At 70.3% G+C, this 24,211-nt stretch carries 34 protein-coding genes and 1 pseudogene; 5 read left to right on the top strand and 30 right to left on the bottom strand.

Features of this window, described 5'->3' with window-relative positions; translation table 11 throughout:
* Positions 1-152 precede the first annotated feature (152 nt).
* A complete protein-coding gene (locus tag ACI2L3_RS32330; RefSeq protein WP_404755952.1) occupies positions 153-776 on the bottom strand; it encodes an SMI1/KNR4 family protein in 624 nt (207 codons plus the stop codon).
* Positions 777-950: 174 nt separating this feature from the next.
* On the opposite strand from ACI2L3_RS32330, the pseudogene ACI2L3_RS32335 reads away from it, so the two are divergent.
* A pseudogene (locus ACI2L3_RS32335) lies at positions 951-1,301 on the top strand (transposase); the annotation flags it as partial.
* Positions 1,302-1,360: 59 nt separating this feature from the next.
* Here ACI2L3_RS32335 and ACI2L3_RS32340 read toward each other — a convergent pair.
* Positions 1,361-1,855: a MarR family winged helix-turn-helix transcriptional regulator gene (locus tag ACI2L3_RS32340; protein ID WP_404755953.1), complete on the bottom strand. Its 495-nt coding sequence runs from the start codon at positions 1,853-1,855 to the stop codon at positions 1,361-1,363.
* Positions 1,856-2,069: 214 nt separating this feature from the next.
* Here ACI2L3_RS32340 and ACI2L3_RS32345 point away from each other — a divergent pair, with 214 nt between their 5' ends.
* Positions 2,070-2,894 carry an SDR family NAD(P)-dependent oxidoreductase gene (locus ACI2L3_RS32345; protein WP_404755954.1) on the top strand — a complete coding sequence of 275 codons (825 nt, stop codon included), beginning with the start codon at positions 2,070-2,072 and terminating at the stop codon, positions 2,892-2,894.
* Positions 2,895-3,101: 207 nt separating this feature from the next.
* Here ACI2L3_RS32345 and ACI2L3_RS32350 read toward each other — a convergent pair whose 3' ends face one another.
* From ACI2L3_RS32350 to ACI2L3_RS32405, 12 genes are all read right to left on the bottom strand, one after another.
* Positions 3,102-3,275, bottom strand: coding sequence for a hypothetical protein (locus ACI2L3_RS32350; RefSeq protein WP_404755955.1), 174 nt, complete (start codon positions 3,273-3,275; stop codon positions 3,102-3,104).
* A gap of 31 nt (positions 3,276-3,306) precedes the next feature.
* Positions 3,307-4,056, bottom strand: a complete 750-nt coding sequence (locus ACI2L3_RS32355) for a hypothetical protein (protein ID WP_404755956.1) — start codon at positions 4,054-4,056, stop codon at positions 3,307-3,309.
* Positions 4,056-4,910 (bottom strand): histone-like nucleoid-structuring protein Lsr2, encoded by an 855-nt coding sequence (locus ACI2L3_RS32360; protein WP_404755957.1) that lies wholly within the window; start codon positions 4,908-4,910, stop codon positions 4,056-4,058. Before ACI2L3_RS32360 ends, ACI2L3_RS32355 begins: the two co-directional genes overlap by 1 nt.
* A complete protein-coding gene (locus tag ACI2L3_RS32365) occupies positions 4,895-5,101 on the bottom strand; it encodes a hypothetical protein (RefSeq protein ID WP_404755958.1) in 207 nt (68 codons plus the stop codon). Before ACI2L3_RS32365 ends, ACI2L3_RS32360 begins: the two co-directional genes overlap by 16 nt.
* Before the next feature lie 21 nt (positions 5,102-5,122).
* Positions 5,123-5,401 carry a hypothetical protein gene (locus ACI2L3_RS32370; protein ID WP_404755959.1) on the bottom strand — a complete coding sequence of 93 codons (279 nt, stop codon included), beginning with the start codon at positions 5,399-5,401 and terminating at the stop codon, positions 5,123-5,125.
* On the bottom strand, positions 5,398-5,841 hold the full coding sequence (locus ACI2L3_RS32375) for a hypothetical protein (RefSeq protein WP_404755960.1): 444 nt from the start codon (positions 5,839-5,841) through the stop codon (positions 5,398-5,400). Before ACI2L3_RS32375 ends, ACI2L3_RS32370 begins: the two co-directional genes overlap by 4 nt.
* Positions 5,838-6,515, bottom strand: coding sequence for a GGDEF domain-containing protein (locus ACI2L3_RS32380; protein ID WP_404755961.1), 678 nt, complete (start codon positions 6,513-6,515; stop codon positions 5,838-5,840). Before ACI2L3_RS32380 ends, ACI2L3_RS32375 begins: the two co-directional genes overlap by 4 nt.
* A 90-nt stretch (positions 6,516-6,605) precedes the next feature.
* Positions 6,606-6,914, bottom strand: a complete 309-nt coding sequence (locus ACI2L3_RS32385; protein ID WP_404755962.1) for a hypothetical protein — start codon at positions 6,912-6,914, stop codon at positions 6,606-6,608.
* A 105-nt stretch (positions 6,915-7,019) separates the two neighbouring features.
* Positions 7,020-7,325 (bottom strand): hypothetical protein, encoded by a 306-nt coding sequence (locus tag ACI2L3_RS32390; RefSeq protein ID WP_404755963.1) that lies wholly within the window; start codon positions 7,323-7,325, stop codon positions 7,020-7,022.
* 14 nt (positions 7,326-7,339) lie between these two features.
* Positions 7,340-7,534 (bottom strand): hypothetical protein, encoded by a 195-nt coding sequence (locus tag ACI2L3_RS32395; protein WP_404755964.1) that lies wholly within the window; start codon positions 7,532-7,534, stop codon positions 7,340-7,342.
* Positions 7,531-8,022, bottom strand: coding sequence for an AAA family ATPase (locus tag ACI2L3_RS32400; RefSeq protein WP_404755965.1), 492 nt, complete (start codon positions 8,020-8,022; stop codon positions 7,531-7,533). The genes ACI2L3_RS32395 and ACI2L3_RS32400 overlap by 4 nt, the downstream gene beginning before the upstream one ends.
* Positions 8,023-8,051: 29 nt before the next feature.
* Positions 8,052-8,513, bottom strand: coding sequence for a Pycsar system effector family protein (locus ACI2L3_RS32405; RefSeq protein WP_404755966.1), 462 nt, complete (start codon positions 8,511-8,513; stop codon positions 8,052-8,054).
* A 244-nt stretch (positions 8,514-8,757) separates the two neighbouring features.
* Here ACI2L3_RS32405 and ACI2L3_RS32410 point away from each other — a divergent pair, with 244 nt between their 5' ends.
* Entirely contained in the window at positions 8,758-9,228 is a 471-nt protein-coding gene (locus ACI2L3_RS32410; protein WP_404755967.1) for a hypothetical protein, read from the top strand.
* Positions 9,229-9,664: 436 nt separating this feature from the next.
* On the opposite strand, the gene ACI2L3_RS32415 is transcribed toward ACI2L3_RS32410, so the two are convergent.
* From ACI2L3_RS32415 to ACI2L3_RS32490, 16 genes are all read right to left on the bottom strand, one after another.
* On the bottom strand, positions 9,665-9,898 hold the full coding sequence (locus tag ACI2L3_RS32415) for a hypothetical protein (RefSeq protein WP_404755968.1): 234 nt from the start codon (positions 9,896-9,898) through the stop codon (positions 9,665-9,667).
* Between the two features lie 114 nt (positions 9,899-10,012).
* Entirely contained in the window at positions 10,013-10,771 is a 759-nt protein-coding gene (locus tag ACI2L3_RS32420; RefSeq protein WP_404755969.1) for a hypothetical protein, read from the bottom strand.
* 219 nt (positions 10,772-10,990) lie between these two features.
* A complete protein-coding gene (locus tag ACI2L3_RS32425) occupies positions 10,991-11,500 on the bottom strand; it encodes a hypothetical protein (protein WP_404755970.1) in 510 nt (169 codons plus the stop codon).
* 71 nt (positions 11,501-11,571) lie between these two features.
* Positions 11,572-11,763: a hypothetical protein gene (locus tag ACI2L3_RS32430; protein WP_404755971.1), complete on the bottom strand. Its 192-nt coding sequence runs from the start codon at positions 11,761-11,763 to the stop codon at positions 11,572-11,574.
* A gap of 130 nt (positions 11,764-11,893) precedes the next feature.
* Positions 11,894-13,321: a DNA/RNA helicase domain-containing protein gene (locus tag ACI2L3_RS32435; RefSeq protein WP_404755972.1), complete on the bottom strand. Its 1,428-nt coding sequence runs from the start codon at positions 13,319-13,321 to the stop codon at positions 11,894-11,896.
* Positions 13,318-14,178 (bottom strand): hypothetical protein, encoded by an 861-nt coding sequence (locus ACI2L3_RS32440; protein ID WP_404755973.1) that lies wholly within the window; start codon positions 14,176-14,178, stop codon positions 13,318-13,320. The genes ACI2L3_RS32435 and ACI2L3_RS32440 overlap by 4 nt, the downstream gene beginning before the upstream one ends.
* A gap of 79 nt (positions 14,179-14,257) precedes the next feature.
* Complete coding sequence (locus tag ACI2L3_RS32445) at positions 14,258-14,833, bottom strand: hypothetical protein (RefSeq protein WP_404755974.1); 576 nt, start codon at positions 14,831-14,833, stop codon at positions 14,258-14,260.
* 2 nt (positions 14,834-14,835) lie between these two features.
* Positions 14,836-16,914, bottom strand: coding sequence for a hypothetical protein (locus ACI2L3_RS32450; protein WP_404755975.1), 2,079 nt, complete (start codon positions 16,912-16,914; stop codon positions 14,836-14,838).
* Positions 16,915-17,035: 121 nt separating this feature from the next.
* Entirely contained in the window at positions 17,036-17,239 is a 204-nt protein-coding gene (locus ACI2L3_RS32455) for a hypothetical protein (protein WP_404755976.1), read from the bottom strand.
* A complete protein-coding gene (locus ACI2L3_RS32460) occupies positions 17,239-17,709 on the bottom strand; it encodes a hypothetical protein (protein WP_404755977.1) in 471 nt (156 codons plus the stop codon). The genes ACI2L3_RS32455 and ACI2L3_RS32460 overlap by 1 nt, the downstream gene beginning before the upstream one ends.
* A gap of 144 nt (positions 17,710-17,853) precedes the next feature.
* Positions 17,854-19,533 carry a DUF2637 domain-containing protein gene (locus ACI2L3_RS32465; protein ID WP_404755978.1) on the bottom strand — a complete coding sequence of 560 codons (1,680 nt, stop codon included), beginning with the start codon at positions 19,531-19,533 and terminating at the stop codon, positions 17,854-17,856.
* 356 nt (positions 19,534-19,889) lie between these two features.
* The gene (locus ACI2L3_RS32470) at positions 19,890-20,042 is read right to left on the bottom strand and encodes a hypothetical protein (protein ID WP_404755979.1); all 153 of its coding nucleotides are present in this window, start codon (positions 20,040-20,042) and stop codon (positions 19,890-19,892) included.
* Positions 20,043-20,142: 100 nt separating this feature from the next.
* The gene (locus ACI2L3_RS32475; protein WP_404756022.1) at positions 20,143-20,331 is read right to left on the bottom strand and encodes a DUF5999 family protein; all 189 of its coding nucleotides are present in this window, start codon (positions 20,329-20,331) and stop codon (positions 20,143-20,145) included.
* Positions 20,332-20,537: 206 nt separating this feature from the next.
* Positions 20,538-20,681, bottom strand: coding sequence for a hypothetical protein (locus ACI2L3_RS32480; protein ID WP_404755980.1), 144 nt, complete (start codon positions 20,679-20,681; stop codon positions 20,538-20,540).
* Between the two features lie 102 nt (positions 20,682-20,783).
* A complete protein-coding gene (locus ACI2L3_RS32485; protein ID WP_404755981.1) occupies positions 20,784-21,041 on the bottom strand; it encodes a WhiB family transcriptional regulator in 258 nt (85 codons plus the stop codon).
* Between the two features lie 241 nt (positions 21,042-21,282).
* Positions 21,283-22,128 (bottom strand): hypothetical protein, encoded by an 846-nt coding sequence (locus ACI2L3_RS32490; protein ID WP_404755982.1) that lies wholly within the window; start codon positions 22,126-22,128, stop codon positions 21,283-21,285.
* A 346-nt stretch (positions 22,129-22,474) separates the two neighbouring features.
* Between ACI2L3_RS32490 and ACI2L3_RS32495 the strand changes: the two genes are divergently transcribed.
* Positions 22,475-23,233 carry a GntR family transcriptional regulator gene (locus tag ACI2L3_RS32495; protein WP_404755983.1) on the top strand — a complete coding sequence of 253 codons (759 nt, stop codon included), beginning with the start codon at positions 22,475-22,477 and terminating at the stop codon, positions 23,231-23,233.
* Complete coding sequence (locus tag ACI2L3_RS32500; protein WP_404755984.1) at positions 23,230-23,940, top strand: AAA family ATPase; 711 nt, start codon at positions 23,230-23,232, stop codon at positions 23,938-23,940. Before ACI2L3_RS32495 ends, ACI2L3_RS32500 begins: the two co-directional genes overlap by 4 nt.
* Positions 23,941-24,211: the final 271 nt, after the last annotated feature.

Raw genomic sequence — 24,211 nt, forward strand, 5'->3', positions numbered from 1 at the left:
GGCAAGGGCAGACTCATGGCAACGGCCTTCGTGCAGATCAGAGGCCTTACTGGATACGGCACACGGACGCGTGATGGCCGGTGAAATGCCAGAACCCACCCGAAGTTCGAGATGCGTTCGAGATGCTGCCCGTGATCACGGCTCGCGAGGGGTCAGAGCCCTCCGTAGCGGTTCTTCAGGGCTGCCATGTCCCAGACCACTGACACGCCGTCCTGTTCCGCGTCCGCGTCCTCCCAGTACGGAAGCCCCTGTTCGTCCGTGGTGAGCACGTAGTCCAGGACATCCGTGGCAGAGCCGTCGGACAGGGCCTGCGCGGCCCAGCTGAGCAAGGCTTGCAGCGAGGTGTACTGGAGCCAGTCGTCGAACCGTCCACCGTCACCGTGGGCATGCGCACCGATGCGACCGTGCTGGTCACCCGGTGCCATCTCGACGAAGAGGGAACCCCCGGCGCCATCTCTGGCCAGAGGCAACCAGGAGGAACGCCAATAGCGCAGTTCATCGGGAACGTCCCGCTGCTGTGATCCGATCCACCACACATAGTCTTTCGCGATCTCGTCTGCGCCGGACAGGCGGTAGTTGCCGGGCAGCAGGCACTCCCCTGAGCCGTCGTGGCGGCGCAGGGACGCCATGAGGTCCTCAGGAAACACGAGCCCGCACTGGCGTTCTGCCGCGCGTACCGCATCAGAGCCCGTGGCAGGGGGCAATGAGGCGTACGCGGCCGGCGCGTACTCACACAACCAGTTCTCGATCCGCAACCACGAGCTGTCAATCGTCATGGCATGCATCGTCGTCCGAGGGACCACCTAGACACCAGACCGGCGTCATTGCTCGGCACCACGACCACTCGGTAGTTAAAAATCAAGCTCAGAGCCTGTCCTTGAACCCCCGCCTGCGCCCCGACGCCCGGCACGCCCGCTCGACGCGCGAACGACGGGGGTTCAAAGACAGGCTCTGAGATCGGAGACGACCACACGCGCTTCGCTGACGCCAGCGGCCTCAAGGCATATGCCGGCTCCTCGCCTGTCACCAGGGCCTCTGGCGAAAAGTCCTCCATCACCAGGCGGTGGGTGAAGAGCGACCGGCTCAACCACGCGGGCTACCTCTGGGCCTTCGCCTCCCTGCGGGCATCGGCCGGGGCCAACGCCCACGACCGGCGACGACGCGAGATCGGAGACCGGCACGCAGCCGCTCAGCGGAACCTCTTCAACCGCATGATCGGCCAGCTCTATCACTGCCTCCAGCACCACAAGCCGTTCGACGAGCACACCGCCTTTTCCACCGAACTCGCGGCCGCCGCTTGACGCGTTGGCATCGTGAGGTGTCTGTCTTTGAACCCCCCGCGTGGGCTGTTTCAGGTGCTTCATGTGCTGTAGGTGCTGAGGTTGGTTTCGACCTGGCCCAGCAAGGCCAGCAGCTGCTCCCGCTGGGTCTCGTCGAGGCCGGCGAGGCTTTCCTGTTCCAGGGTGCTCCAGGCCCGGTCCACCTCGGCCAACATGCAGGCGCCGGAGTCCGAGGGCTCCACCAGCACAGCCCGCCCGTCAGCCGGGTCCGGCAGGCGTCGTACATGTCCGGCCTGCTCCATCCGCTGGAGCGTCTTGGTGAGTGTGGAGGGCTCGATGCCGAGCATGCGGACCAGGTCCGATTGGCGAAGGACCGGTCCGCTCTCCCACAGGTGCATCATCACCAGCTCCTGGCCCGGGTACAGCCCGAGATCGCGCAGCAGGGCCGCGGCCACCGTGCGGTGCAGCCGGGCCACCCGGCACAGCGCAAGGCTGACCGGCCCGCCACCGGCGGCGGGCCGCGCGGCAGGCCCGGCCGCATCCGTCGTCGCCTGCTCCTTGGTGGGCTTCGTCACTGCTTCCGCGCCTCTCCGACCGTCCTCCGGGCACCAGAGGGTGCCCAGCCACCCACTTTACTTGGTCGGCTAAAGATTGCTGTACGGTGAACCCGCCGAACTAGTTAGCCGACTAACCATTTACTTGGTCGGCTACGTATTCCTGCCGCGGCGCGTAGGACAGCAGGCGATCACCGCGCAGGCAGGGACCGATTCACTTTCTGGGAGCACCTCCATGAGCAAGACCTGGTTGATCACCGGCTCGTCCCGCGGCTTCGGCCGCCAGTTCGTCGAAGCGGCCCTCTCCCGTGGGGACAAGGTCGCGGCCACCGCCCGCGACACCGCCGCGCTCGCGGACCTCGTCACCGCCTACGAAGACGCCGTCCTGCCGATAGCGCTGGACGTGACGGACCGGGGCGCGGTCTTCGCCGCTGTCGAGCGCGCCCACGCGCATTTCGGCCGCCTCGACGTCGTCGTCAACAACGCCGGATACGCCCTGTTCGGCATGGTCGAGGAGCTGAGCGAGGAGCAGATCCGCGACCAGTTCGAAACCAACTTCTTCGGCACTCTGTGGGTCACCCAGGCCGCCCTGCCGTTCCTGCGCGCCCAGGGCAGCGGCCACATCGTCCAGATCTCCTCCTTCGGCGGCGTCGCACCCTGGCCCAACATGGGCGGCTACCACGCCTCGAAGTGGGCCCTGGAAGGCCTCACCGACACCCTGGCCCAGGAAGTCGCCGGGTCCGGCATCAAGGTCACTCTCGTCGAGCCCAACAACTTCGCCACCGACGCGGCAGGCCCCTCCGGCGCGCACGCCCAGCCCCTGCCCGCCTACGACGGAGTGCGCGCCGCGGTGGTCGCCGCCTTCAGCGGTGCCCCGGCCGGTGACCCCGCCGCGGCCGGACCGGCACTGCTGAAAGTCGTCGACGCCGAAAACCCGCCGCTGCGGGTCTTCTTCGGCAGCGCCTCTCTCCCGGTCGTCAGCCAGGTCTACGCCGAGCGGCTCAAAACCTGGAACGACTGGGCCGAGGTATCCGCCCTGGCCCAGGGCGCACAGACCTGACGCCACCCCAGAGCCCGGATGCAGCCTCTGCGGCGCCAGCACAAGATCAGCGGAGGATTACAGACGGGTTCTCAGCGCTTGAACGGGTTCGCCGTGGAGGCCAGGCGGTGGGGCGAAGGTGCGGGTGGAAGTCAAGGAGCGGCCTTCCAGGACAGACGGGAGCGCCGCGCCCGCACAGCGGCAGGCGCGGCGCTCAAAGGAGTGGTGCTAGGTGGCGGTGTTGGCGACCACAAGGAACTGGTCGCTGCTGAGGTCCATCACGACTTGGGCATCGTGGCCCTGGGCGCGCTGAGCGGCGGCGTACTCCTCCGCCGACCAGGACCCGCGGGGGCCTCCCGCCGGGAACTGCTCCAGGACGGTGCGCTGGGGCTGGGCAGGCATCAGGACTGCTTTCCTTCGGGGTGAGGGGCGGTCATGGGTCGGTGTCCTCGGGGGAGGGGACGTCGCCGAACATGTCGTCCATCGCCTGGGTGACGGCGGGCCGGTGTTCGGGCCGGGTGGCGTTGAGGACGGTGTTGGTGAGGTCGATCAGGTCGATGTCCTCGAACAGGCCGGTCAGGTCCGCGATGGTCTGCGGGTCCAGAACCACGCTGTCGGGGCGTTCGCTGTCCATGAAGCAGCTCATGGCGTCGACGTAGTCGGCGAGCCGGTGGGCCATGGCCGGGGTGACGTCGAAACTGTGGCAGTGCTCCAGGCCTGAACCGAGGGCACCTGTGGGGCTGATGTGGATGCGGATGCTCTGCCCGGGGCCGGGCGGGGCCTGTCCGAAGCCGGTGAGGGCTTCAGCGAGAGCCGCGATCGCCCTGTTGCGGTCGGCGTCCGCGTCCGTGGCGGTCGCGGTGTCCGCGTCTTCCCCGTCCGCGTCCAGCACCGGCGCTTCCCACAGCACTTCCAGGCTTTCGGCGTGCAGCCAGAGGATCCCGTCGGCGGTGTCCGGGAGCGCGAGGTGGCCGATGACGCGCAGCAGGTCACCGGGCTGCCGCTCGGTGAGCAACGCGTGCGCGATCTCCGGCTTCATGGTCGTGCAGGGGATGACCGCTTCTTCGACCAGGCGGTCGGTCCCGGCGGAGCAGGTCAGCCGCCAGGAGACGGTGCCCTCACGGTCGCCGGGTTCGGCTTCGGCGGCCAGGTATCCGTCCATCGTGAACGGCATGGCGTCCATCAGCTCGCCTCCGCCAGGCCGTCGGTGCGGTGGGCGGCGTCGTAGGCGTCCAGGACCTTCTTCGCCGGGGTGCCCCGGTCGGCGACCCGGTGGCCGTTGGCGCGCGCCCAGGTCCGGATCGCGGCCAGTTCCTCACTGCTGCGCCTGCCGGCCGGGGCCTGGGCCGGGCCCATGGTGGCGGAGGGCTGGTCCTCGGTGGCGGCGCGGCCGCCGGCCTTCACCTTGCGCAGCTGCGCCTGCGCGGCCTCGAGTTCGGCCTTGGCGCTGGCAAGGCGCTCTTCCGCCTGCCGTTGCGCCGCATCGGCGGCACGCCGCTCGGTCAGCTCGGTGAGGTGGCTGCGGACGCGGGCAGCCCGGGTGCGGATGCTGGTGGTGCCATGGTTCTCCGCCCAGGCGAGCAGGGCCTCGATCTGGCCGGCATCCGTCGTGCCCACGAGCGCCGGCACGGTCACCTCGGGGGCGCTGGTGCCCTCCTTCGTGCCCGCTTCGGCGGCAGCGGTCGGTTCGGTGTGCTGGAGAGCTTCGGCGAGTTCGGCCTTTGACAGTCCGAGCGTTTCGCGGACGTGCTCGGGGCTGTCGCCGTTGGCCAGCATGGAGGCGGCGGTGGCGGTGAAGGCGTTGACGGGCATCGGATCTCCGATCGGGGTGTCGTCGGCGGTGGTGAGATGGGGGAGCAGGCGGACGAGGTCGTCTTCGCCGCAGGGCAGGCCGAGCGCGCCCAGCAGGTCGGTGAGGTCGTCCTTGTCTCGGGCCCGGCGGGCGACCACCAGGGCGGCAGCGGCACTCTGGCCGCTGCCGAGCGGGGTGAGTTCGAGGGCCTCGGCTTCCAGGGCCTCTGTCATGTCGGTGAACACGGCGGCTCCACTACGCGGGGGTGGTGGTGCGGGGGTTTGCGCTGGGCGAGCACCAGGAGCTCGCGGTTGCGCTGCTTTTCGGCGTCGGTGAGCGGCCCGGCCTTCGCGCCGCGGCGGTGCCAGAGCGGGGAAGCGGGTGGCTCGGGATAGGCCAAGAGGTGACCTGTGTCGGGCTGCGGGGTGTCATTCACGGGGCCTCCAGGTGGAGGGATTCAGACGTGGTCGTCGTCCCGGCGGCGCTTGCGCTGAAGGTCGGAGGCGAACCGGCCCAGGCGGGCTTCGACCGGGTGCGCGGCGATCCAGTTCTCGGCGCAGGCCTTGTGCACGGGCTCCCCGTGGTGGGAGCGCATAGGCGCGGGCGTGTCGCAGAGCACGCAGGGGTCGTCTTGCCAGCGGTCGAAGTGCTGGCTGTCGCGCCAGTCGAGGAGGCCGCCGGGAGCCGGGATCAGACCCGGCTCGAACAGCGGCTGCTTGCTGCTCTTGCGGCTCATGGCCGAAGGTCGGGCAGTTGCTGCAGGACCTGATCGATGAGCGGCCCGGCGGGTTTCCAGGGGCCGAGCTGTCCGCGTGCGGGGATCGGCAGGGCGAGCTCCTGGACGTCGGCGAGCTCGAGGTGCCATTGGCCGGGCTGCGCCCACGGGGTGCAGGGCGGGGCCCCGTCCGGGTCCTGGTGGCAGCCGGTCAGCCGGGCGACGGCGATCACCGCGCCGGTCGGCAGGTCGCGGTTGCGGACGGCGCGGGCAACATGCGGCCAGCGCAGCGCAGGCCATTCGATCTGCTGGCTCGCGTGCACGAGCAGCCAGCCGCGCCAAAGCCAGTGCTGCGCACGGTTCTCGATCGTCTTGGCCCCGACCACAATGCTTGTGGCCCACGGTTGCTTGATGCTGATGCCGCGGATCCAGTCGCCCTCGGGCAGGGTGGTGATACTCATGCGGCCCGCCCCCACACGCTCGTGCCCGGGCGCCCGGCCCGCCGGCCGTTGACCGACGGCACGGTGAGCTGCTGCGTCGTCGCGAGGTGAGCGCGGCCGGAGTGCTTGCCCTCGTACAGGGCCGCGTCGGCCGCGCGCTGCAACACGGTCAGGTCGCAGGAGCCAACCCCGGCAGGGGTCGCGGCGCCGATGGAGGCGGCGACGTCGACCATGCGGCCGTCGTCCAGGACGACCGGCACGTGCAGTATGCGGACCAGCTGCGCCAGGCGCTGCTTAACGCGTGCGGCGGGCAGTGCCAGGACGAGCGCGAACTCATCGCCCCCGAGGCGGCCGACGGCCGCACGCGGGCCCGCCCACGCGGTGAGCCGGGCCCCGAACGCGGCCAGGACGGCGTCGCCCGCCGCGTGGCCCATCGTGTCGTTCACGGCCTTGAAGTGGTCGGCGTCAACCATGACCAGGGCCGTGTGGTCGCCGTGGCGGGCCAGGAGCCGGCGGGCACGGGCGGTGTAGGCGTCGCGGCGCAACAGGCCGGTCAGCGGATCGCGGCGGGCCGCGGCGAGCTGCTTGTGCAGCGCGGCCGCGTGGAAGGCCCAGCCGGTCATCGGCACGGCGGCGGTCGCCAGTAAGAGAGTGCGCTGGCCGAACCGGCCCCGAACACGCAGGAGCAACGACATACTTGGGTTCTCCGTCTCGTCTCGTACGGGATGGATGGGCCCGGGGCAGCCGTCGAAGCCGCCAAGCAGAGCGGCTGTCCCGGGGCGGAGCTACAACTCGAAGTCGCCGTCGACGGCGCGGGCCCAGCTGTAGGGGTCGTTCCAGCGGCCGGCCGTTGCGGCGGGCCAGTCGAGCTCCCAGCCCGGCCGGTAGCCGCAGGCCCCCCAGCCGTCCGGCCGCCCGTGGGGGACCTCGAGTCCAGCCGTCGCCGCGGCAGCGGCCTGGTCGTAGACCTCGTGTGCGATCCGTACGGCCTCACTGCGGCTGTCGGCGCGGCCGGTGAAAACGTGCACACCGCTCAGGCCGGGCTGACCGGTGCGGTGTATCGGGACGTCGACCTCGAAGTAGGGCAAGGGCATGACATCCATCTCCTCTCGCTGTCCGTGGTTGAGGGGCCACTGCGACCGCCCCGGACCGGCGGGTGCGGGTCCGGGGCGGCACAGAGTGCGCTCAACTCGCGGGGTTCAGCTGGCCGTCGCGATGCCGCCACGCAGGTGAATGCGCGCCCGGGCCAGAAGCGGAGCCTGATCGCCGTCCGGGCTGGTCAGTGCGTCGGTGAGGTAGCCGACGGCGCGGTCCAGGTCCTCGCTGGCGTCCTGCCAGTTGCCGAGGCTGGAGGCGCCGAGGACGTCGCGGACTTCTTCGACCAGGTCGATGAAGGCGTTGGGGGTGACACCGCGCGGCGCCTGGTGGCCGATGAGGGCGGCGAGGTCGGTGGCGAAGCAGTCGCGGAGTGCGGCGAAGGTGTCGGGCCTGGTCTGGACGGCCATGGTGGGCCTCCTTGTCAGAAGTCGGGCCGGATCGTGATCGGAATGCGTGGGTCACCGGCGTTGGTGTGCACAGTGCGGCGGTGTGCGGCGAGCCCGGCGGCACCGCCCTGGACGGGTAAGTGGCAGTCCGGGCAGCCGTGCCACCACTCGTCACCGGACGGGAGATCGGCCGGGGTGAGCGGGTGCGGGCCGGGTGCCGCCCGGCTCACCGTCCGGCTCCCACCGTGGCGAGCTCGGAGGCCAGGTGGACCGTGCCGAAGCCTTCGGCGAGCAGCTGCTCGCGGGTGGGCGTCAGCTCATGGAGTTCGCGCACGACGTGTAGCGGAACCACTCGGTCGCGGGAGGCGTTCTGTGCCTCCACCACGGGGAGCGGCACGTCGAACAGGACCACTGTGAGGGGGCGTTGCCAGTAGCGGGCGCGGGCCAGCAGCCCGGCTCTCACATGCGCCATGACGTTGGTGGAATCGAGGATCACGCGGAGGTTCCGGGACAGCCGGGCGTCCAGGAGCAGATTCTGGATCTCGGCTGCAACCGGAGTTGCGGTCTGGTCCGCCTCCGAGTCGGTCGCGGCCAGGCGGTAGAGATCGAGGCAGAGGCGCCAGCTGGCGGGATAGTGGGCAGCGAAGGCCGACTTGCCGCAGCCGGGCGGACCGACCAGGGCGCACACCGTGCCGACGGGCAGGATCAGCGGTTGCATCGCTTCCTTTCAGGGGACCGCGGCCGCCATCACAGCGCGGTGCCGGCGGCGGCCAGCGCGAGCAGGACGAGAGCCGTGAGGATGAGGTCGACAGCGCTACGCAGGTAGAGGAATTTGCGGACCGCGAGCGCGGACAGGACCCGGATGCGGGCGGCTCGGGTGTCGCCCTGCATGCAGTCGCGGATCTCGTCCTCGTCGAGCTGTGCCCAGTACGGGAAGGAGGCCCGGTCGTCCCCACGGAGACGGGGCCGGACGACCAGGAGCAGCAGCACGGCGGCTGCGCCCAGGGCGAGGACGGCCGCCGTGCCGAACACCTTGGTCGCCACGGGCAGGTCCTTGTCGGCGACGGACGCCAGGCCCGCGAGGACGGCGCCGGTGAAGGCGAGCAGTAAGGACGACTTGCTGTCCGTACGCGCGATCTCGCCTGCGACCGAGGCGCAGGCGGCGTCCAGGTTCTTGTCGATGCCGAGGGCGGGGACCGTGGAGGTCATGAGCGGTGCTTCTCCTTGTCGTTGCCGGGCGGGCCGTGCGTGGCCCGCCCGGAGGGGTCAGAACGGCGGTTCTTGCGGCCAGGCCGGAACGGGCAAGAGTCGGATGCGCAGCTCGCGTCTGTCGGACCACAGCCGCACGCCTCCATCTCCGGGAACAGGGAGCCGGAGTGGGAGGGAGTACCGCGCGGGTTCGCTTCGCTGTCTGGGACAAGATGGGGCCCTCTGATCTGGAGGGGGCGTTGGGATGGGTTACGACCTGCGCGCAGTGATCGCTGAAGGGGAGGCGCTGCGTGGTGCGGCGCAGGGTCTGCCTGCCGCTCAGCTGGCGTTGATCGGACAGGGCCTGTTGCTGATGCCGATGACAGACGCCCTGTTCAGTTCCGTCGCAGACGGGAGCGGCGTAGGCGCGTTGGGGTTCTGGCGGTTGCCAGTAGGGTTCGAGAAGACCCTGGCTGCCTGGTCATCCAGCGGCCCGGTGGCTTACGTGGAAGCTGAGTACTTCGGTGGCGTGGGCGAGCAGCGGGCTGCCGTCTGGGATGGCGGCACCATCGTGCTGGGCCCGCTCCACGTGGAGGAGGGCCAGCCCTTCCCGCCAGCCGGCAGCCCAATCTCTCAAGCGCTGCGGCGGTTGGGCGTAGTGGCAAGCGCTGGCCAGGACGAGTTCTCAGCTGTGGGGTTGGACCGGCATCGACACGGCGAGGCGTGGATTGACTGACGCGCGGCTTCCAGATTCCTGTACTCACGCGCAAGTTCCCGGCTCAGCTCGCGGAATCTGCCCGTGAGTGCGAGAACCTCGTGCGCTCGCTGATTCGCCCCGGTTCAGGGTGCTCACCTGCGTACTTACACGGCATGCGGCCGCGGTACGTCCCGAGGAACCCGCGTGAACTGCGTCGCGGAGCTGCGCGGCACCTTCTTGACCTGGCGGCGCCCCTCGCTCCGAGGACGGGTCATCACCGGCGCCAGGCGCCGGGCAGCCGGGCGGGGCGCTGCGGGTAGCGGGGACCGGGGCGCTGCGGGCGGGGCCGGCCGATCCGGCGGCGTGGTCGGGGGAGGGGCACGGGCTGTTCCTCCAGCGGGTCGGTGGCCAAGACGGCGCCCCACCGGCGATGAGCTGTCCGGGAGGGGCGCGTGCTGCTGTGCGGTGACGGTCGCTACGGCGTCTCGGTGCCGGCCGTGGTCGGCGTGGTGGTGACCGCCGGGGTCTGGGAGGGGTTGGTGTCCTGGCCGTCCGCGTCGGCGTGGGAACCGAGCACGACCGCAAGGACGGCCGCGGCAGCCAACGCCAGGCGTGTCAGCAGCGACATCTTCGACTTGGCCGGGGTGGTGGGCTGCGCCGGTATGAACCAGCCCTGCACCGGCTCCGGAATCTGGGTCTTCTGCGACACGGCGAGTCTCCTTGTGGCGGTAGGGACAGGGGTGTGCGGGAGGCCGGATGGCCTGTCCGGCCCTCGCACACGCGCCGAAGCGGGTGTGCGAGGACCAGGCGGAGCATCCGGAGGTCAGTCGCGGAAAGGGCAGTTGGTGTGCCGGTCAGCGGCCGCGGTCGGGGGATGCGCCGGGACGTGGATCTCGGGCCGGACGGTGACTTCGACCGGGCGGCTGTGGGGGCGGCGCAGGGTCAGGCCGCGCATCGCGAACGCGGAGAGGAACGTCCAGGCGAGGACGGCGAGCCCGGCCGCGACGGGACGGCTGGCCGCTGGGGTGGTCGTCCAGACCATGAACACGGTCGCCGCGCCGTGTGCCGCCCACAGGGCGCGTACACCGACGTTCCGGGAGAGGAAGCCGAGGACCAGGCCGGTGATGCCCGTGAGGAGCCACAGCGTGTAGACGGTGGAGCCGTCGACGGGCAGGCCGGCGGAGTGCTGCGCGATGTAGGTGCGTACCGGCTGGTCGACGACGGCGGCCACGCCGTTGGAGGTGTCGACGCCGACCTGCACCTTGGGCACGGCGGTGAGCAGCTCGTGCAGCGCCTGGCCGACGACTTCGCCGGCGGCCTGGGCCATCAGCACGGCGAAGGAGACTCCGACCACCATCAGAACAGCGCGGATCCAGGGGGCCATGTGCCGAAGGCCCGCCTGGGGAGCGTCGAGCACGTCCTCCCACATGCTGTGCAAGGCGCCGCCCTCTTCCCACGCGGTGCCCCACCAGGCGCGCAGCGCGGCGAACCGCGGCTTCTTCGACGGCGCCTTCGGGACAGGCACGGGGAGGTGGGTGAGCTCCTGGTGGTCCTGGCTGGGAGTGTGGTCGTGGGACTGCACGGGGCAACTCCAGGGTGGTGGCGGGGCACGGAGCGTGCGAGCGGGCCGCGCGGTGAGCGGGCGGGGCTGGAGGCGACGGCTGCGGTCGGCGGACAGCCCCCGGAGGCCGGGTGACGATGGCCATGGCCGAGACTCGATCGGCTGCGGCCGGATGGCCTGTCCCGCACCCGAAACCCGGCTCGAGGTGGGGTGTCGGATGCGAGGCAGGGCATCCGGAGTTCAGCGGACGTCGTTGCGGGTGCGGGAGAACATCCCGCGCTGGTGACTGGTGTTGGTGATCTGCGTGTTCTGCACGACCGGGCCCTCGTACACGGTCTTCGTGACCGCTCTGCGGGCCTTGCTGATCGCGCCGCCGACCGCGGTGACGGCCATGGCGACACCCGCGAAGGGGAGGGTGACCATGAGGACGCCGTAGAGCGTGACGGAGGCCAGGCCCTGGAGGACCAGCCAGGCGCCGCAGCCGACCCCGGTGATACCGGCGCCGACGCCGATGGAGGCGACCGCGATCCCGGCCGCCCAGCCGGGCACGATCCGCTTGTCGTCCTGAGGGACAGGCGGGGTGTCGCCGTACGCGGGCAGCGGGCTGTCGTCACGGAACGACGTCGGGATATGCCGCACCAGGGGTACCTGGGGGCGGAAGTTCTCTTCGATGATCCGCTGGGCTTCGGCCTTGGCTTCGGCATCGGTCATCGGGCAGGTGGCGCGGTCGAAGTCCACGGTGTTCTCCATCGGGCAGATGCGGGAGCGCCCTCCCGGCCGCGGTGGTGGGGAGGGCGCAGGGGGCGGGGGAGTGGGGTGCTTCAGCCGATGCTGCTGAGCATTCCCGTGATGCTGCTGATGGCGTTGTTGATGGCGGGGGCGATACCGGTGGAGGCGAGGGTGAAGCCGAACAGGGCAGCGGCGAAGGCGGGCCCGATCCGCAGGTAGCCGGTGCGGAGCAGGATCAGCACGGCGATTCCGGCGAGGACGACCAGAGAGACGGTCAGCGCCACAGTGGGGACTCCTTCGGGAAGGTCGGCGTAGATGGCGGCGACCCCGTGCGCTCTCCCGGCCGGGTGATGGGGAGGGCGCACGGGGACGGGCAGCGAGGGGCACCCCGGTTCGATTTAGGGGGCCGGTGGTTCAAATGAGCAGGCTGATCAGGCCGGACGCGTCCTTCGGGGCGATCTTGTCCTCGCCTCGCAGGGTGCTGATAGTGGTGCGTACGGACCCGCGTTTGGCTTCCTTGCCGCCGTCGTCATCGAGGGCGGCGAGAAGGTCCGGCTCGGACAGGGGGCCGGACTCCAGGGCCGTGAGAATCCGCTCCTTGAGAGTGCGCGGCATCGGCGGAGCAGGAGCGAGTTCGTCGCCGTCGTCCGCGCGGTCCTCGCCGCCCTGGGCTGCCTGCTGCCCGCCCGGGCCTTCCTCCGGCGCCGGGAAAATCAGCGTCAAGGGCTGGCCGGGTGGGGGAGCGCTGCCGTAGAGCTGCCGGATCACCGGGTCGTATCCGTCGTGCGGTGAGAGCGAGCCGACCAGGAAGAAGCGCGCCATGCTGGAGGGCCGTGCCGAGGTCAGGTGGTAGCACATGCCCTGGCTGTTCGGCTTCTCCTTGCTCCGGTCAACGGAGGTGCCCCAGCGCTGGATCCGGCGGGCGCGCCCGAGGATCTTCGGGATGGGCTGGAGGTTCTCGCCGGTGGGCAGCAGGCCGTCGCCCACGAGGGAGGCCATCATCTGTGAGGACCAGCGCAGCAGGATGACCTCGCCTTCCTTCAGCATCGCGCGCAGGGTGTCGCTGCCGCCGAGTTCGTCCAGGTGGCCGGCCTGGGCCGCGAGGACGATGCCGATACCGACACTGCGGCCGGTGCGCCCGATCTCTTTGATCAGGCGTGCGGCTTCGGCCCGGAACGGGCTGCCCTTTTCCAGCAGGCGGTTGGCCTCATCGATGACGACGTACTCGAGCGGGTCCGGATTGTTGATCAGGAAGCCCGAACGGCCCCAGTCGCCATAACGGTTGAACCGCTCTTCGGCCTTGGCGACGGCGGCCCGCAGCAGGCCCATCGCCTCTTTCAGCGTCCGCACGTGGGTGGCGACGTTGCCCTTGGCCTCGGGCACGGACTGCCCGCCCTTGAGGTCGGCCAGGTGCACGACGATGCCGTTGCGCTTACACGCGGCGAGGAACGCCTGAAGGGCGCGGGACTTTCCCGCGCCGGTGGTGCCGAAGATGATGATGCGCTGGGCGTTGCCGGTCTCGGGGTCGTGCACCCGCATCCGCAGCGGCTCGCCGTCGTAGTACGAGCCGATGCGGATGCAGCCGTTCTCGTCCATCGTCAGGTCTTCGAGGGTGATCGCGCGCATCTTCGCGAGCGGGTTCACGGGGAAGACACGGACGACGGCCTGGCGGCCGCGTCCCTGCTCGAAGATGACGCGGGAGGGGTCGTCGACCTCCAAGAGGTCGCACAGCGCGTCGTGGTCGGCGCCCTTCACTCCGCCGGGCCGGGTGCGCAGCATGTACTCGCGCATCACCTCCTGCTTTTCTTCGACGTGCTTCTTGGCGAGGGCAGCCGGCGTCACGGGGTGAACTCCTTGGACATGTCGTACTCGTTGATCTCGACGAGGGTCACGCCGGGCAGCGCGGACCGGCCGATCTCCGCCCAGACGTCTTCGTCGGCCGCGACCGGGTCCTCGGGCTTCGGGCCGATCAGGAGCATCGCGACGTTGGCGCCGTACCCGGGAATGTCCTGCACCTCGAGGAGGTGCGCCGGCACCTTCATCAGGGCCGACAGCCGCCGGATCTTGATCTCGGGCACGGGCTCGTCGGAGTCCAGTGAGCCGATCGCGATCGCCACACGGCGTCGGCCCTCGATCGCCCGCACACTGAGGACCTGGGTGTACTCGGCAACTCCACCCTTCTTGGCCGCGTTCAGGGCCCACCACCGGCCCGCCGGATCATCCGGCACGGGCACGACGATCTCGTTCGAGGGCTTCTCGTCCGCGTCGCCGTCCCGGGTTTCATCGACCTCGGCTTCGGGCTCGGGCCACTTCGCGACGCGCTTGGCGAGCTGCCCGGGGCGCAGCCACCACACTCCGGCTGTCCACAGCACGGCGACGCCGCTCTGGACCAGGCGGCCCTCGGCCGCGTCCCACAGCAGCTCGGTGACGAGGTTGGCCACGAGCACGGTGTGCGGCGCCAGGTAGATCGTGAACACGATCGGCTTCTTCAGCGGGTGCGCGAGCTGCAGGCGGGGGGAGAGGAACGCCCCGCCCAGCCCGGCCGCGATCGAGGTGAGGATCGCGGGCACGGTGCCGGCGTCAGTGAACAGTCCCGCTGCCATGGCGCTGCCGCCCGCGAGGGTCGCGAGCCGGCCGACGCCGCTGACGGTGGCGGAACCGGCGCGGCGGATGGTCGGGATGTACGTGCGCAGCGGCATCGCCGACGCGCTCCTTTCAGGTATGCGGAAGGCGCCGCCCCCCTGGGGTAAGGGGGCGGCGCCTTCGGGGTGGATGGGGTCAGCGGTTGCTGTACCACTCGCGGTCGGCGACGTCGTACGGGCCTGCCTGCATCGCCTCGTTCACGTCGCCGTAGTCGCTCTCGTGATCGCGGGCCGCGTTGTCGAACTCGGTCGACATTTCCGCCGCTTCAGCGGCGAGGGCGTCGGCGAGCTCGAGGGAGCCGCGCATCGTGGCGGCCGCATCGTGGTGTGAGGAGGTGACCGAGTCATCGACGGCCAGGGTCGCGGCGACGTCGGCGAGTCCGTCGACGGTGGTCGCGCAGTCCTCGACGTAGGAGTACGCGCCCTTCACTGCCTGCGAGAGCAGCCGCATCGCTACCGCCGCGATCCCCAGACGCGTGATGACCAGCATGAACGTCAAAGCGTCCGCGATGACGTCGACGATGCGACCGCTGGTCAGCGGAGCGAGCTCGCCGCCCTCGGCCGGTGCGTCCGTGTCCTCCCCAGGGGTCGGCAGGTCGGGCGCGCCGGATGCCTCGACCTCGGCACCCGTCTGCACGGAGGCCGGTTCGACGTACTTGGCGTCTTCGGCGGCGACGGGCACCGGGGGTGACGTGTCGATGCTGTCGTCCATAGTCAGCTCCCGCTCCGGTCGTGGTACTCGCGTTCGGCCGGCGCGGTATGGCCGGCTTCCTTCACCCGGTCGGCGCGCAGCTTGTCCGCCTCAACCGCGGTGTCACGCGCGGACAGGATCGCCTCGGACGCGCGCGGCAGAGAGTCGCGCAGCGCCTCGGCTTTGTCCTGCACGCTGCCCGCGCGCTCCATCAGGCGGATGCACCACTGAGTGAGGACGCCGGGCACCTTCTTCTCGATGCACATCGCGTACAGCGACTCGAGGCCGGACTTGAGGCCCTCGCACTTGGAGGCGACCAGGTTCATGTGGTCGACGCCCTGCAGGATCTGCTCGCTCATCTCTTCGTCGGACTCGATCAGGTCGTAGACGGTCAGTTCGGCGTCGACGAACTGGGTGTCGCCGGCCTCGCCGACTGCAACGGCTGTACCCATGACGATCGGGCTCTCTTTCGGTACGGATCGGGTCGCCGCGGCCTGACCGGATGATCCGGGGGGCAGTTGCTGCCGGCCCCGGCCGATGGCTTCGGGCCGGCGGGGAGCCGGACGCTGCGGCATACGCTCGATGGTCGTGGCGTAGGCGACGTCCCAGCCGGGTGGCGGCCGCAGCCGGTCACCCTCACCACCGGGCATGGACGACCCCGGGCCGGAGGTGGTGCTGTCCTTCCTGCGCCGACGGCCGTGGGGCGGTTTGGGGCCCGTGGTGTGCCCTTTCCGCCTGTGCCACCAGCGGCCCTCCGAGGTCTTCTTCTGCCGGGGCGCCTTCGGCTTTTTCTCCGCCTTGCCCTGCGAGGCGCCGGGCTTGGGCTTCTTGGACAGATCGACCTTCTCGTCGGGCTTCTGCGCCTGGTCCTTGCGCCCGGGCTTGGGTTTCTTGGACAGGTCGACTTTCTCGTCGTCCTTCTTCGCCCCAGTGCCGTCGCCGGACTTCGGCTTCTTCGTGAGGTCAATCTTCTCGTCAGGCTTGCCCTTGGCCTTGGCGGGCTTTGGGTCCTTCGCCTTCGAGGCGTCGTCCTTCTTCGTGTCACCCTTGCCAGGCCCGGTCTTCCTGGGCTTCTTCGAGCCGGGGCCAGAGGCCTTCTCACGTTCGAGCTTCGCCTTCTGCTTCGCGGCCTTCTGCTTGCGCCGCTCGGCCGCTGCGGCTGCCGCTTCTTTCCGGGCCGCCGCACGGTCGGCGAGGTCAGCTTTGCGCTGGTCGGCTTCCGCCTGCCGCTGCGCCTTGGCATCAGCGTTCTTCCGCTGCTGCCGACCAGTCGCCAGCTGCCCCAGCGTGCCCGGCGACTTCCTCGCCCCGCCCGCAGCCCCCCGCCCCGAGCCCGCGCTGCCTCCGCCCGCGCCCTGGGAGGTCTGGCCGGTGCCTGCTGCGCCCTTGCGGCCGCCCGGAGTTGCGCTGCCGCCCGCTGCCCCGCTCTTCGGCCCCGTACCGCGGCCGCCGGCCCCGGACGGGGAACTGCCCGTGGCTGCCCCCTTGGCCGAACCCTTGGGCCCCGCGCCACGGCCGCCGGCCCCGGCCGGGCCGCTGCTGGAACCGGCGCCCTTGGGCGTCGGCTTCTGCTGCCCGAAGGCGCCGCGGCCCGCACCGCCACCGGCAGCCGGGCCGCCCGGCCGGGCGCCGCCCTTACCGGTCGCGCCGCGTCCGAACTCGGGCCCGGACGGCACCTTCTTCGCGGCCTTCTCGGCGTTGGCGACCTTCTGCTTGTCGGCCGCCTCACGCGCCTGGTCGGCCACGGCGTCGTGATGCTCGCGGCGCGCCTTCAGATAGCTCGCCACCGACCACGTTCCGCGCAGCGCCGCGACCGCGATCGCCGCCATCGTGACCATGGCCATGGAGGCCGTCGCGCGGGCCGGTGTCTCGGTTCCGCTTGAGGCGTTGGCGACCATCTGCGGGGCGATGTCGTCCGGGTCGACGGCGCTGGAATCGTCATCGTCGTCGGGGGCCGGGAACGGCAGGAGGAAGTCGGGCGGCGGAGCCAGGTCAGCGGCTTCCGGCGGGGGCGGGACCTCGTCGTCGGGATCGCCGCCCGGGGGCGACAGATTGAGCATGGGGAGCGTGATGACGTCCGCACCCCGACCCTCGTCGGTCATCTTTTCGTCCTCACTTGACGTAACCGTCCACCTCGCGTACGCGCGCGCGTGACGCGCACGTGTGGCGACAGCCGAAGCGGCCGGATTCCTTGATTTGAACGTTGATTTTGAACGCGGAGAGTTACGAGCCGAAGCCCTTCCCCTTCAGGTACTTGCCGAGCTGGCCAGCCATTGCCGCCCACATCGGATCGTCGGCGGGAAGGTGCGCACGGGCCGCATCGATGAGGACGACGACCTGATCGCGAGGTGTGGCCGCCGCGTTGATCCGGGGCGCCCACAGCTCGAACGTGAGGCGCTTCGACCGCGCAGGATCCTTGCCCGGCATCACGCCCCCTTGTTGAGGTGCGCGAAGAACGGGTTCGTATCCGTCGCGGGTTCCGCTTTCGGCTCGGGCGCCTCGATCTGCTGCTGCCCTCCGCCGGCCTTCAGCTCCTTCAGGCGCTGCCGCTCAGCCTCCTTCGCGGCCCGCTTTGCGGGCAGTTCCTCATAGCTGCGCCGGTAGCGCGCGCTGTACGCGGTGAGCTGGACGATCACGTCCTCCAAGTCCGCGACAACCTTCGCCAGCGGCCGGACCGTGTGGCGCGCCCGCAGCTTCGACTGAAACGGCAGGTCACCGGGCAGCTTGTCGGCCTCGCCCAGATCAGCCTCGATCTCGGCGAGCAGCGCCTTCGACTCCGCGAGCAGAGGGGCGAGGTACTGCCTGCGCTGCTCGATGAACACCCGGCGCTTCTCAGGTCCTTCCGCGAGCAAGTCAGGCGTCCACACGCCCTTCCGCGGCTGCTTCTCGTCGCTCATCAGGGACTTCTCTCCTTTACGGGGCGCTGCCACAGGAGTTGGTGGCAGGCTGAGGGGCGGCGTTTCGGCGCCTTCACCGCGCCCCCGAGGCGCTGTCTTCGTCTCGGGGGCCGGTGGAACCGTCGAAACCGCGGGTCGTGCAGGTCACCACTCCGGGCGGTAGCCGCCCGCGAGCAGCTCGGCTGCCTCCTGGCGGTACTCCGAGGCGGTGCCGGGCGAGGCGACCGCCAGCTCGCGCTGGATGTCCGCGAGCGGCAGCCGGCCGGCGTCGCCAGCCGTGAGGATCATCCGGGCGACCTTGCGGACCGCCCGCTCGCGCGGCTTGAGCTTCGCGACGTCCTCGGCTTCGACCGCGCGCCGCTCGATTTCGGCAGCGGCGAGCCGGGCTTCAGCAGCGGCGTACTCGGTTTCGGCCTCCCGCTTGCGGGCCGCCTGCGTGTTCGCGTCGGCAGTCGCCTTGCGCTCGTTCTCCTCCGCCGTAAGCCGGTCGGCTTCGGCAGCGCGGCGGCGGGTTTCGGCAGCGGCCTCTTCCGCTTCGGCGGCGGCGCGGCCGGCTTCGGCAGCGCGCTTCCGGGCCTCCGCGATCTCCGCCGTCTCGAAGGCCTGAGCCTCCGCCGCGGCGATGCGGTCGGCCTCCGCCGCGAGCCTCCGCTTCTCCGCCGCCTGGCGCTCAAGTTCCGCCGCGCGGACGTCCGCGGCGGCCTTCGCCTCGTACTCCTGGGCCTCCTTGCGCTCAGCTTCCGCCGCGCGGGCCCGGGCTTCGGCGATGACGGCCGTCTCCAACGCCGCCTCCTCCAGCTCAGCGGCCCGCTCTGCGGCGCTGACCTGGGCTCGGGCATGCGCACGGGCCTGGCCGGTCTCGCCTTCCACCCGGGCACGGACAGCCTCGAGCTTGCCCTCCGCCTCCAGCCGGTCGGCCTCCGCCTTCTTCCGCGCGAGCTCCTGGCGCGTCTCCGCGTCCAGACGCCGGCGCTCCGCCTCCTCCGCGCGCGCCTCAGCAGCACGTTCCTGCTGCTCAGGCATCGCGAGAGCCTGCGAGACGGTGTAGCCGTGGGCAGCCATCTTCATCGGCAGCAGTTCGTCCTCACTCGCCTTGCCGAGGTCGCCCTCGCACTTGCGCCTGAGCCACTGCTCATAGCCGATGAGCTCCTGCTGGCGCCGGATCATCTCCGGGTAGGAGGTGACGTTGTGCAGCCGCATCCGGCGGTAGAACCGCGGCGTGGCGATGGGGGAGAGGATCCAGCGGTGCAGCGGGATCCGATCGGTGACCGTTCCCGCCTCCAGCCTGGCCTTCTGAATGATCAGGCGGCGGGCGGCCTCGACGCCGATCACGAACAGGATCGGCATGACGCCATGGCTGGCGGCCTGCACCGGGTCGGTGCTGATCTGGCCCTGTGAGCTGGCGTTGAACCAGATCGTCGCGCCCGTCATGGCGTGCGCGGCGAGCCGCAGGAGCGGCCATGGAGTGCTCTTGCGGATCAGGTACAGGTCCAGGGCGAGGAACGCGATGATGCTCGCATCGACGCCGACCGGGAACCAGGGGGCCAGTTCCTTGCTGAATCCCCAGCTCAGGGCAACCTTGGCCAGGGTGCTGTACGACATCGCGAAGCCGATGACACCGACCAGCGTGCCGCCGACCGCGGCGACGAGCGACAGGGCAGTCATCAGCCGGTCACGGGCGGGCTTGATCGTCTTCCGCTTGTCCGGTCGCGAAACGGTCCGGGCCGCGCCCGAAGTCTTCTCCGGTGCGCCCGAAACGGCGTCCGGCGGGCTCGAAACGGGGGCGTCAGGTGCCGCACTCTGCGGCACTTCGGTGATCGTCATGGGGGGCCTCCCAAGAGGGCGTTCAGGACGTGCGCGAAACGGCGGGGGCTGCTCCCGAAACGCGGCGGTGCTTTCCCGAAACGGCGGTCGGAGCAGTCGGTTGATCGTGAAACTGGCATCGGCTCTACCCGCTCCGGGCGCACGAAAAGGCCGGCCGCCCGGGAGGTGGGCGGCCGGTCTCGCGAAGCGTCGCGGGGTGGGCGCGAAACTGGGTGCGGCTCCCGCCGGGCGGGCGCGAAATCACCTGCTCGAGGTGGGAGGGCAGCGCCGCCGCCCAACCCCGCCACCAAGATGACGGCGAACGGCTCAGACGGTGATGGCACATGCCGCTCAGCAGGGCCGGACCAGTCGCGGTGCTATCCCCAGGCGCGCCCGCAGCAGCCGCAGGCGTCGTCGGTGTCCGCGTTGTCGGTGGCGCCGCAACCGCCGTTGCCCTGGCACGTCCAGCCGAGGACGAAGTTCCGGGTCACACGGTCCGAAAAGCGGGTGAGGAGGAGAGGCATGGTCATCGTCCTGACTGTCTGCGGGCCGGACTGTCCGGCTCCCCGACATCGCCCGGACCGCACCGCCGCGAGAGCGGCAGTCGGTGCGAGCGGTGCCAGGCAGCCGTCAGACCAGGACCGCGGGACGGTGCGGCACGACGATCTCACCGTCGGGGAGCAGCTCGCCGGTGTCCTCGAAGAGCAGGACGGCGTTGCACAGCAGGCTCCATCCCTGCTCCGGGTGCGCGGCCACGACGTGGGCGGCCTCCCGGTCCGGGCTGCTGGCCGACGGGCACTGCGGGGTGTGCAAGCACAGCGAGTCCGGCAGCCGGGCGGGGCCGGTGGCGGTCGTCGCGGTGTCGATCTGGGTACTGCTACGCATGGGCTCTCCTGCGGGGATGCGGGCCCGAGACTCTCCCGGGCTGGAGGCGTGCGAAAGGCCGGCCGCCCGGGGTACGGGCGATCGGCCTGGAGGAAGAGCGTGACGCGGGCCAGGAGTTGCAGCTCTGTCCCGTACCGCGGTCAGCGCCTCTTCTGCTGGGCGAGATAGGAGTTCTGCAGGCGGACGAACACCTCGTACAGCTGCTGACCGGTCTCGCACCGCGCGTCCGGCGAGCACCTGGTACAGGACTCACCGTGCGCACGGCAGGCGGCGCTGGCCTTCATGTAGCGAGCGTGCAGAGACTCAGCCACGGGACCTCCGACCGAAGTCGCGGTCGGCATTGGTCCGGTGCAGCTTGTCGGCGAGCTCCTGGCGCTCGGCCTCGCTCATGCCAGCCTCCGCGCCGCCCGCTTCCGGGCCGCGCGACGCTTCATCGAGCGGCGCTCGTCCTCGGACAACCCGCCCCAGACGCCCTCGTCCTGGCCGGACTCCAGCGCCCACTGAAGGCACTGCTCCATGACCGGGCAGCGGCGGCAGACCGACTTGGCCTCCCGGATCTGCAGGAGCGCCGGGCCGGTGTTGCCGATGGGGAAGAACAGCTCGGGGTCCTCTTCGCGGCAGACCGCGTTGTGACGCCAGTCCATGCCGCTCACTTCCCCTGCCGGACGCGGCGCAGGGCCTCATCCATGTCCGGGTCGGAATCGGTGGCGATCGGGCGTGCGATGCTGGTGTGCATCAGGTCCTCCTAGACAGGTCCTGGACAGCCCCGGGGGCGCAATCCCCGGGGCTGTCGCTTTGCTGGCTGGTCGTACGAGCAGCCACGGCCCCGGCCGTCCCGAGCGATCGGGATGGCCGGGGCCGTGGTCGTTCGTCGTGCGGTCCTACCTACCGGGTGAGCTGCTCTTCCTGCGTCGCCAGGAGAGTGATCGCGCTCATCAAGTCGGCGCGCTCCCAGGCGGTGAGCTGCGGGGCGTCGGCCTTGCGCGGGTTGAGCATCTGGATCAGCGCGGCCAAGGTGTCACGGACGCGCCGGAGGTCGGCATCGGCAACCGCCTCAGAGACGTTCTGCCACTGCTGCTCGTGCAGCAGGCGCAGACCCCACGCCCGGCGGTCGTTGAAGTCCTCGCGGTCCATCTGCGCCTTGCGGCGAGCGGGGGCGAGGCGCTTGGTGTGCGCGGCAAGCTGGGCAAGGCGGCGGCCGTCCGTGCACCGGGAGGCGAGGTCGGCGGCGCGCAGCATGTTGCCCTTGTCGTCCCTGATAGAGCAGGTGGAGCAGCCGCGGACGTGGGCTTCGTCCAGCTTGCGAGCCGTCTTGTCATCCACGGTGCCGCCGACGATCTGCATGACGGCCGGGGTCGAACCGGCCTTCGGCTTACGGATCACGCGGGTGGAGCGTCGGCCGGCCGTCTGGGTCAGACCCTCTTCCAGCCGCTGGAACCACTGGTCGACGGAAAGGTCGACGGTGACCAGGCGGTAGCTGCCGGGGCAGCGGACCGGGTCGTCGGTGCCGGCCTTCTTCGTGTGGTGAGGGACGAGCTTGGGCCGCGAGCTATGCGGCGTGTTGATCGGCACCCAGGTACGGCAGGTGGGGCAGACCAGCGTGGAGTAGGCGAGGTCGACCTCGTGCGGCTCGAGGCTGGAGACGACCAGCGGAGGCAGGGCGCTGATGGCGCGGGACCGGACCCGGCGCGGACGCTTCTGAGCGGTGAAGTCACGGGTTCGCGTAAGCATGAGGGCTCCTTCTACGGAGTGACAGGGGTGCGTCGCAGGTGCTCTCTCCGCCCCTCAGGCCGCACGGCGAACCGGCGTCCCGAAGGACGGACAACGCATCAGCGCTGCGGGGTAGTACTCGCCGCAGACCATGGGCGGAGGAGTTAGAGGTGCCTCGGGCTCCAGCCACCGAAGTGGCTAGGGCTTTGAACTCCGGCCACCGAAGTGGCGATCTGCTGCGATGGTGCCTACTCGGTGCTCCCGAAGGAGCACCGACGCCTTACATACATCAGGTTGCCTCAGGTACCCTCAGGTGTCAAGCGGTATAGTGAGGCACCCAGAGGAAATTTGAAGGAGGCGAAGGCACATGTCAGGGCCACCCCGAGCCGACAATCGGCCTCCGTACGCGCGCATCGCGGGCCACTACCGCGACCTGATCAGCTCTGGGGAGCTCTCGCCCGGTGACCTTCTGCCCAGCATCAAGGCGCTGGCGACCCAGTGGGAGGTCAGCACAGCCACTGCGGACCGGGCCATGCGCCTGTTGCGCGAAGAGAAGCTCGTGCAGGGCATCCCGGGTGTCGGCACCGAGGTGATGGCGTGCCCCATCTCGCTGTCCTCCGGGGCAGAGCGCCACGATCGCAGCAGCAAGACGCAGTCGTCGTGGGGCGTCGGCGAGAAGTCGTCCGGCCACACCGCCGGCATAGTCGAGGCTCCCGAAGACGTCGCTGACGTGCTGGGCATTTCGCCTGGCGACGACGTGATTCGCCGTAGCCGTGTCTACCGGGACGGTCATGGCATCGTCTCCCACTCCACGTCATGGATCCCGACGGAGCTCGCCCAAGCCGTGCCCGAGCTGGCGCGGAACGAGCGACTCAAGGGCGGGTTGTCGCTCGACTTGATCGCTCGGGCTACCGGGCGGCACGTTGTTAAGCGCGTGGATGAGGAGACGGCTCGCATCGCGACGGAACGCGACCTCGAGCTCCTGGAGCTGGAGGCCGACACAGTCGCGGCAATCCTTGTGCTGACCGCACGCTTCCTGGACGCCGACGGTGAACTGCTGGAATACGGCGTGGACCTGGGCGCCCCGGGTCGCACCCGGCGCACGACGTCAGAGGTGCAGCGGTGACCACGTCCGACGCCGCCGTACTGGACGACGCGCTCGTCTGCTGTCTCGAAGGCCGCCTCGGCCAGCTCCTTCGAACCGAGCGCACCGACACCCTCACGCTGAAAGGACGATTCGAGATCACGCGCATCGCCGCCGCATTGTCCGGCCGACCCGGCCCCGCGCCTCGCGCGATTCTCATGTCCGGTCTGCAGGGCGCTGGCAAGACGACCCTCGCCCGTGCCCTGGAAGAGGCCGGATTCCGGCGCCTCTGCCCTGACGAGGAGATGTTCCGCCGCTACGGCCATTACGGCAGGGACTTTCCCCGCGGGCAGTTCAGGGTCCGGGAGGCACCCGTACTCAAGGACATCGCCCTTGAGCTCCAGCGACTCCTGGCGGCCGGACAAGAGGCAGTAGTCGACCACGGCTTCTGGACTCCGGAAGAACGGGCGCAGTGGGCAGCGACCGTGATGGAGGCCGGCGGCGAGCCCGTTCTCATCTACTTGCCTGTGCCGCATGAGGTGCGCTGGGACCGAATCCGGAAGCGCAACGAGCAGTCGATGCTCGACGCGAACAGCATCGAGTTCAGCGAGGAAGATCTGCTCAGGCACGCGGGCCGCTTCTCCCCGCCGACCGACGATGAGCCACACATCGTGTACGACGGGCGACCGGAGCATGTGCTGGCGGAGCTCCACCGTGCGCGCCCCTCCACGGACGGCGGTCCACATTGACTTCTACCTCCCACTCGCCACACCGGGCGCCGGAATTGCAGGTGTGGAACAACAAGAACCAGCATCCGCACCAGGGGCCTTGAGCGAGATGCCCGACCGTGGAAGTGGTGTAGAAACAGCGTGGCAATAGGGCCGTTGATACCTGGAAGGTGACCGCCAAGGGGGTGTGTAGTGATCGCTGTGGACAGGTGGACAGGTGAGGAGGCGCTGCTGTTGCGGTCGGTGATGCGAGCGTCTGTGCGCGAGTTCGCCGGTCGCCTCGGCATCAGCC

The sequence above is a fragment of the Streptomyces sp. NPDC029674 genome (assembly GCF_044903205.1).
Taxonomy (GTDB): domain Bacteria; phylum Actinomycetota; class Actinomycetes; order Streptomycetales; family Streptomycetaceae; genus Streptomyces.

Excerpts from the sequence above, each read along its gene's own strand:
- ACI2L3_RS32330 (WP_404755952.1), bottom strand. The coding sequence starts at position 776 with ATGACGATTGACAGCTCGTGGTTGCGGATCGAGAACTGGTTGTGTGAG.
- ACI2L3_RS32345 (WP_404755954.1), top strand. The coding sequence starts at position 2,070 with ATGAGCAAGACCTGGTTGATCACCGGCTCGTCCCGCGGCTTCGGCCGC.
- ACI2L3_RS32350 (WP_404755955.1), bottom strand. The coding sequence starts at position 3,275 with ATGCCTGCCCAGCCCCAGCGCACCGTCCTGGAGCAGTTCCCGGCGGGA.
- ACI2L3_RS32355 (WP_404755956.1), bottom strand. The coding sequence starts at position 4,056 with ATGGACGCCATGCCGTTCACGATGGACGGATACCTGGCCGCCGAAGCC.
- ACI2L3_RS32370 (WP_404755959.1), bottom strand. The coding sequence starts at position 5,401 with ATGAGCCGCAAGAGCAGCAAGCAGCCGCTGTTCGAGCCGGGTCTGATC.
- ACI2L3_RS32375 (WP_404755960.1), bottom strand. The coding sequence starts at position 5,841 with ATGAGTATCACCACCCTGCCCGAGGGCGACTGGATCCGCGGCATCAGC.
- ACI2L3_RS32380 (WP_404755961.1), bottom strand. The coding sequence starts at position 6,515 with ATGTCGTTGCTCCTGCGTGTTCGGGGCCGGTTCGGCCAGCGCACTCTC.
- ACI2L3_RS32385 (WP_404755962.1), bottom strand. The coding sequence starts at position 6,914 with ATGCCCTTGCCCTACTTCGAGGTCGACGTCCCGATACACCGCACCGGT.
- ACI2L3_RS32390 (WP_404755963.1), bottom strand. The coding sequence starts at position 7,325 with ATGGCCGTCCAGACCAGGCCCGACACCTTCGCCGCACTCCGCGACTGC.
- ACI2L3_RS32400 (WP_404755965.1), bottom strand. The coding sequence starts at position 8,022 with ATGCAACCGCTGATCCTGCCCGTCGGCACGGTGTGCGCCCTGGTCGGT.
- ACI2L3_RS32405 (WP_404755966.1), bottom strand. The coding sequence starts at position 8,513 with ATGACCTCCACGGTCCCCGCCCTCGGCATCGACAAGAACCTGGACGCC.
- ACI2L3_RS32410 (WP_404755967.1), top strand. The coding sequence starts at position 8,758 with ATGGGTTACGACCTGCGCGCAGTGATCGCTGAAGGGGAGGCGCTGCGT.
- ACI2L3_RS32425 (WP_404755970.1), bottom strand. The coding sequence starts at position 11,500 with ATGGAGAACACCGTGGACTTCGACCGCGCCACCTGCCCGATGACCGAT.
- ACI2L3_RS32440 (WP_404755973.1), bottom strand. The coding sequence starts at position 14,178 with ATGCCGCTGCGCACGTACATCCCGACCATCCGCCGCGCCGGTTCCGCC.
- ACI2L3_RS32445 (WP_404755974.1), bottom strand. The coding sequence starts at position 14,833 with ATGGACGACAGCATCGACACGTCACCCCCGGTGCCCGTCGCCGCCGAA.
- ACI2L3_RS32450 (WP_404755975.1), bottom strand. The coding sequence starts at position 16,914 with ATGACCGACGAGGGTCGGGGTGCGGACGTCATCACGCTCCCCATGCTC.
- ACI2L3_RS32455 (WP_404755976.1), bottom strand. The coding sequence starts at position 17,239 with ATGCCGGGCAAGGATCCTGCGCGGTCGAAGCGCCTCACGTTCGAGCTG.
- ACI2L3_RS32460 (WP_404755977.1), bottom strand. The coding sequence starts at position 17,709 with ATGAGCGACGAGAAGCAGCCGCGGAAGGGCGTGTGGACGCCTGACTTG.
- ACI2L3_RS32465 (WP_404755978.1), bottom strand. The coding sequence starts at position 19,533 with ATGACGATCACCGAAGTGCCGCAGAGTGCGGCACCTGACGCCCCCGTT.
- ACI2L3_RS32470 (WP_404755979.1), bottom strand. The coding sequence starts at position 20,042 with ATGACCATGCCTCTCCTCCTCACCCGCTTTTCGGACCGTGTGACCCGG.
- ACI2L3_RS32480 (WP_404755980.1), bottom strand. The coding sequence starts at position 20,681 with ATGAAGGCCAGCGCCGCCTGCCGTGCGCACGGTGAGTCCTGTACCAGG.
- ACI2L3_RS32485 (WP_404755981.1), bottom strand. The coding sequence starts at position 21,041 with ATGGACTGGCGTCACAACGCGGTCTGCCGCGAAGAGGACCCCGAGCTG.
- ACI2L3_RS32490 (WP_404755982.1), bottom strand. The coding sequence starts at position 22,128 with ATGCTTACGCGAACCCGTGACTTCACCGCTCAGAAGCGTCCGCGCCGG.
- ACI2L3_RS32495 (WP_404755983.1), top strand. The coding sequence starts at position 22,475 with ATGTCAGGGCCACCCCGAGCCGACAATCGGCCTCCGTACGCGCGCATC.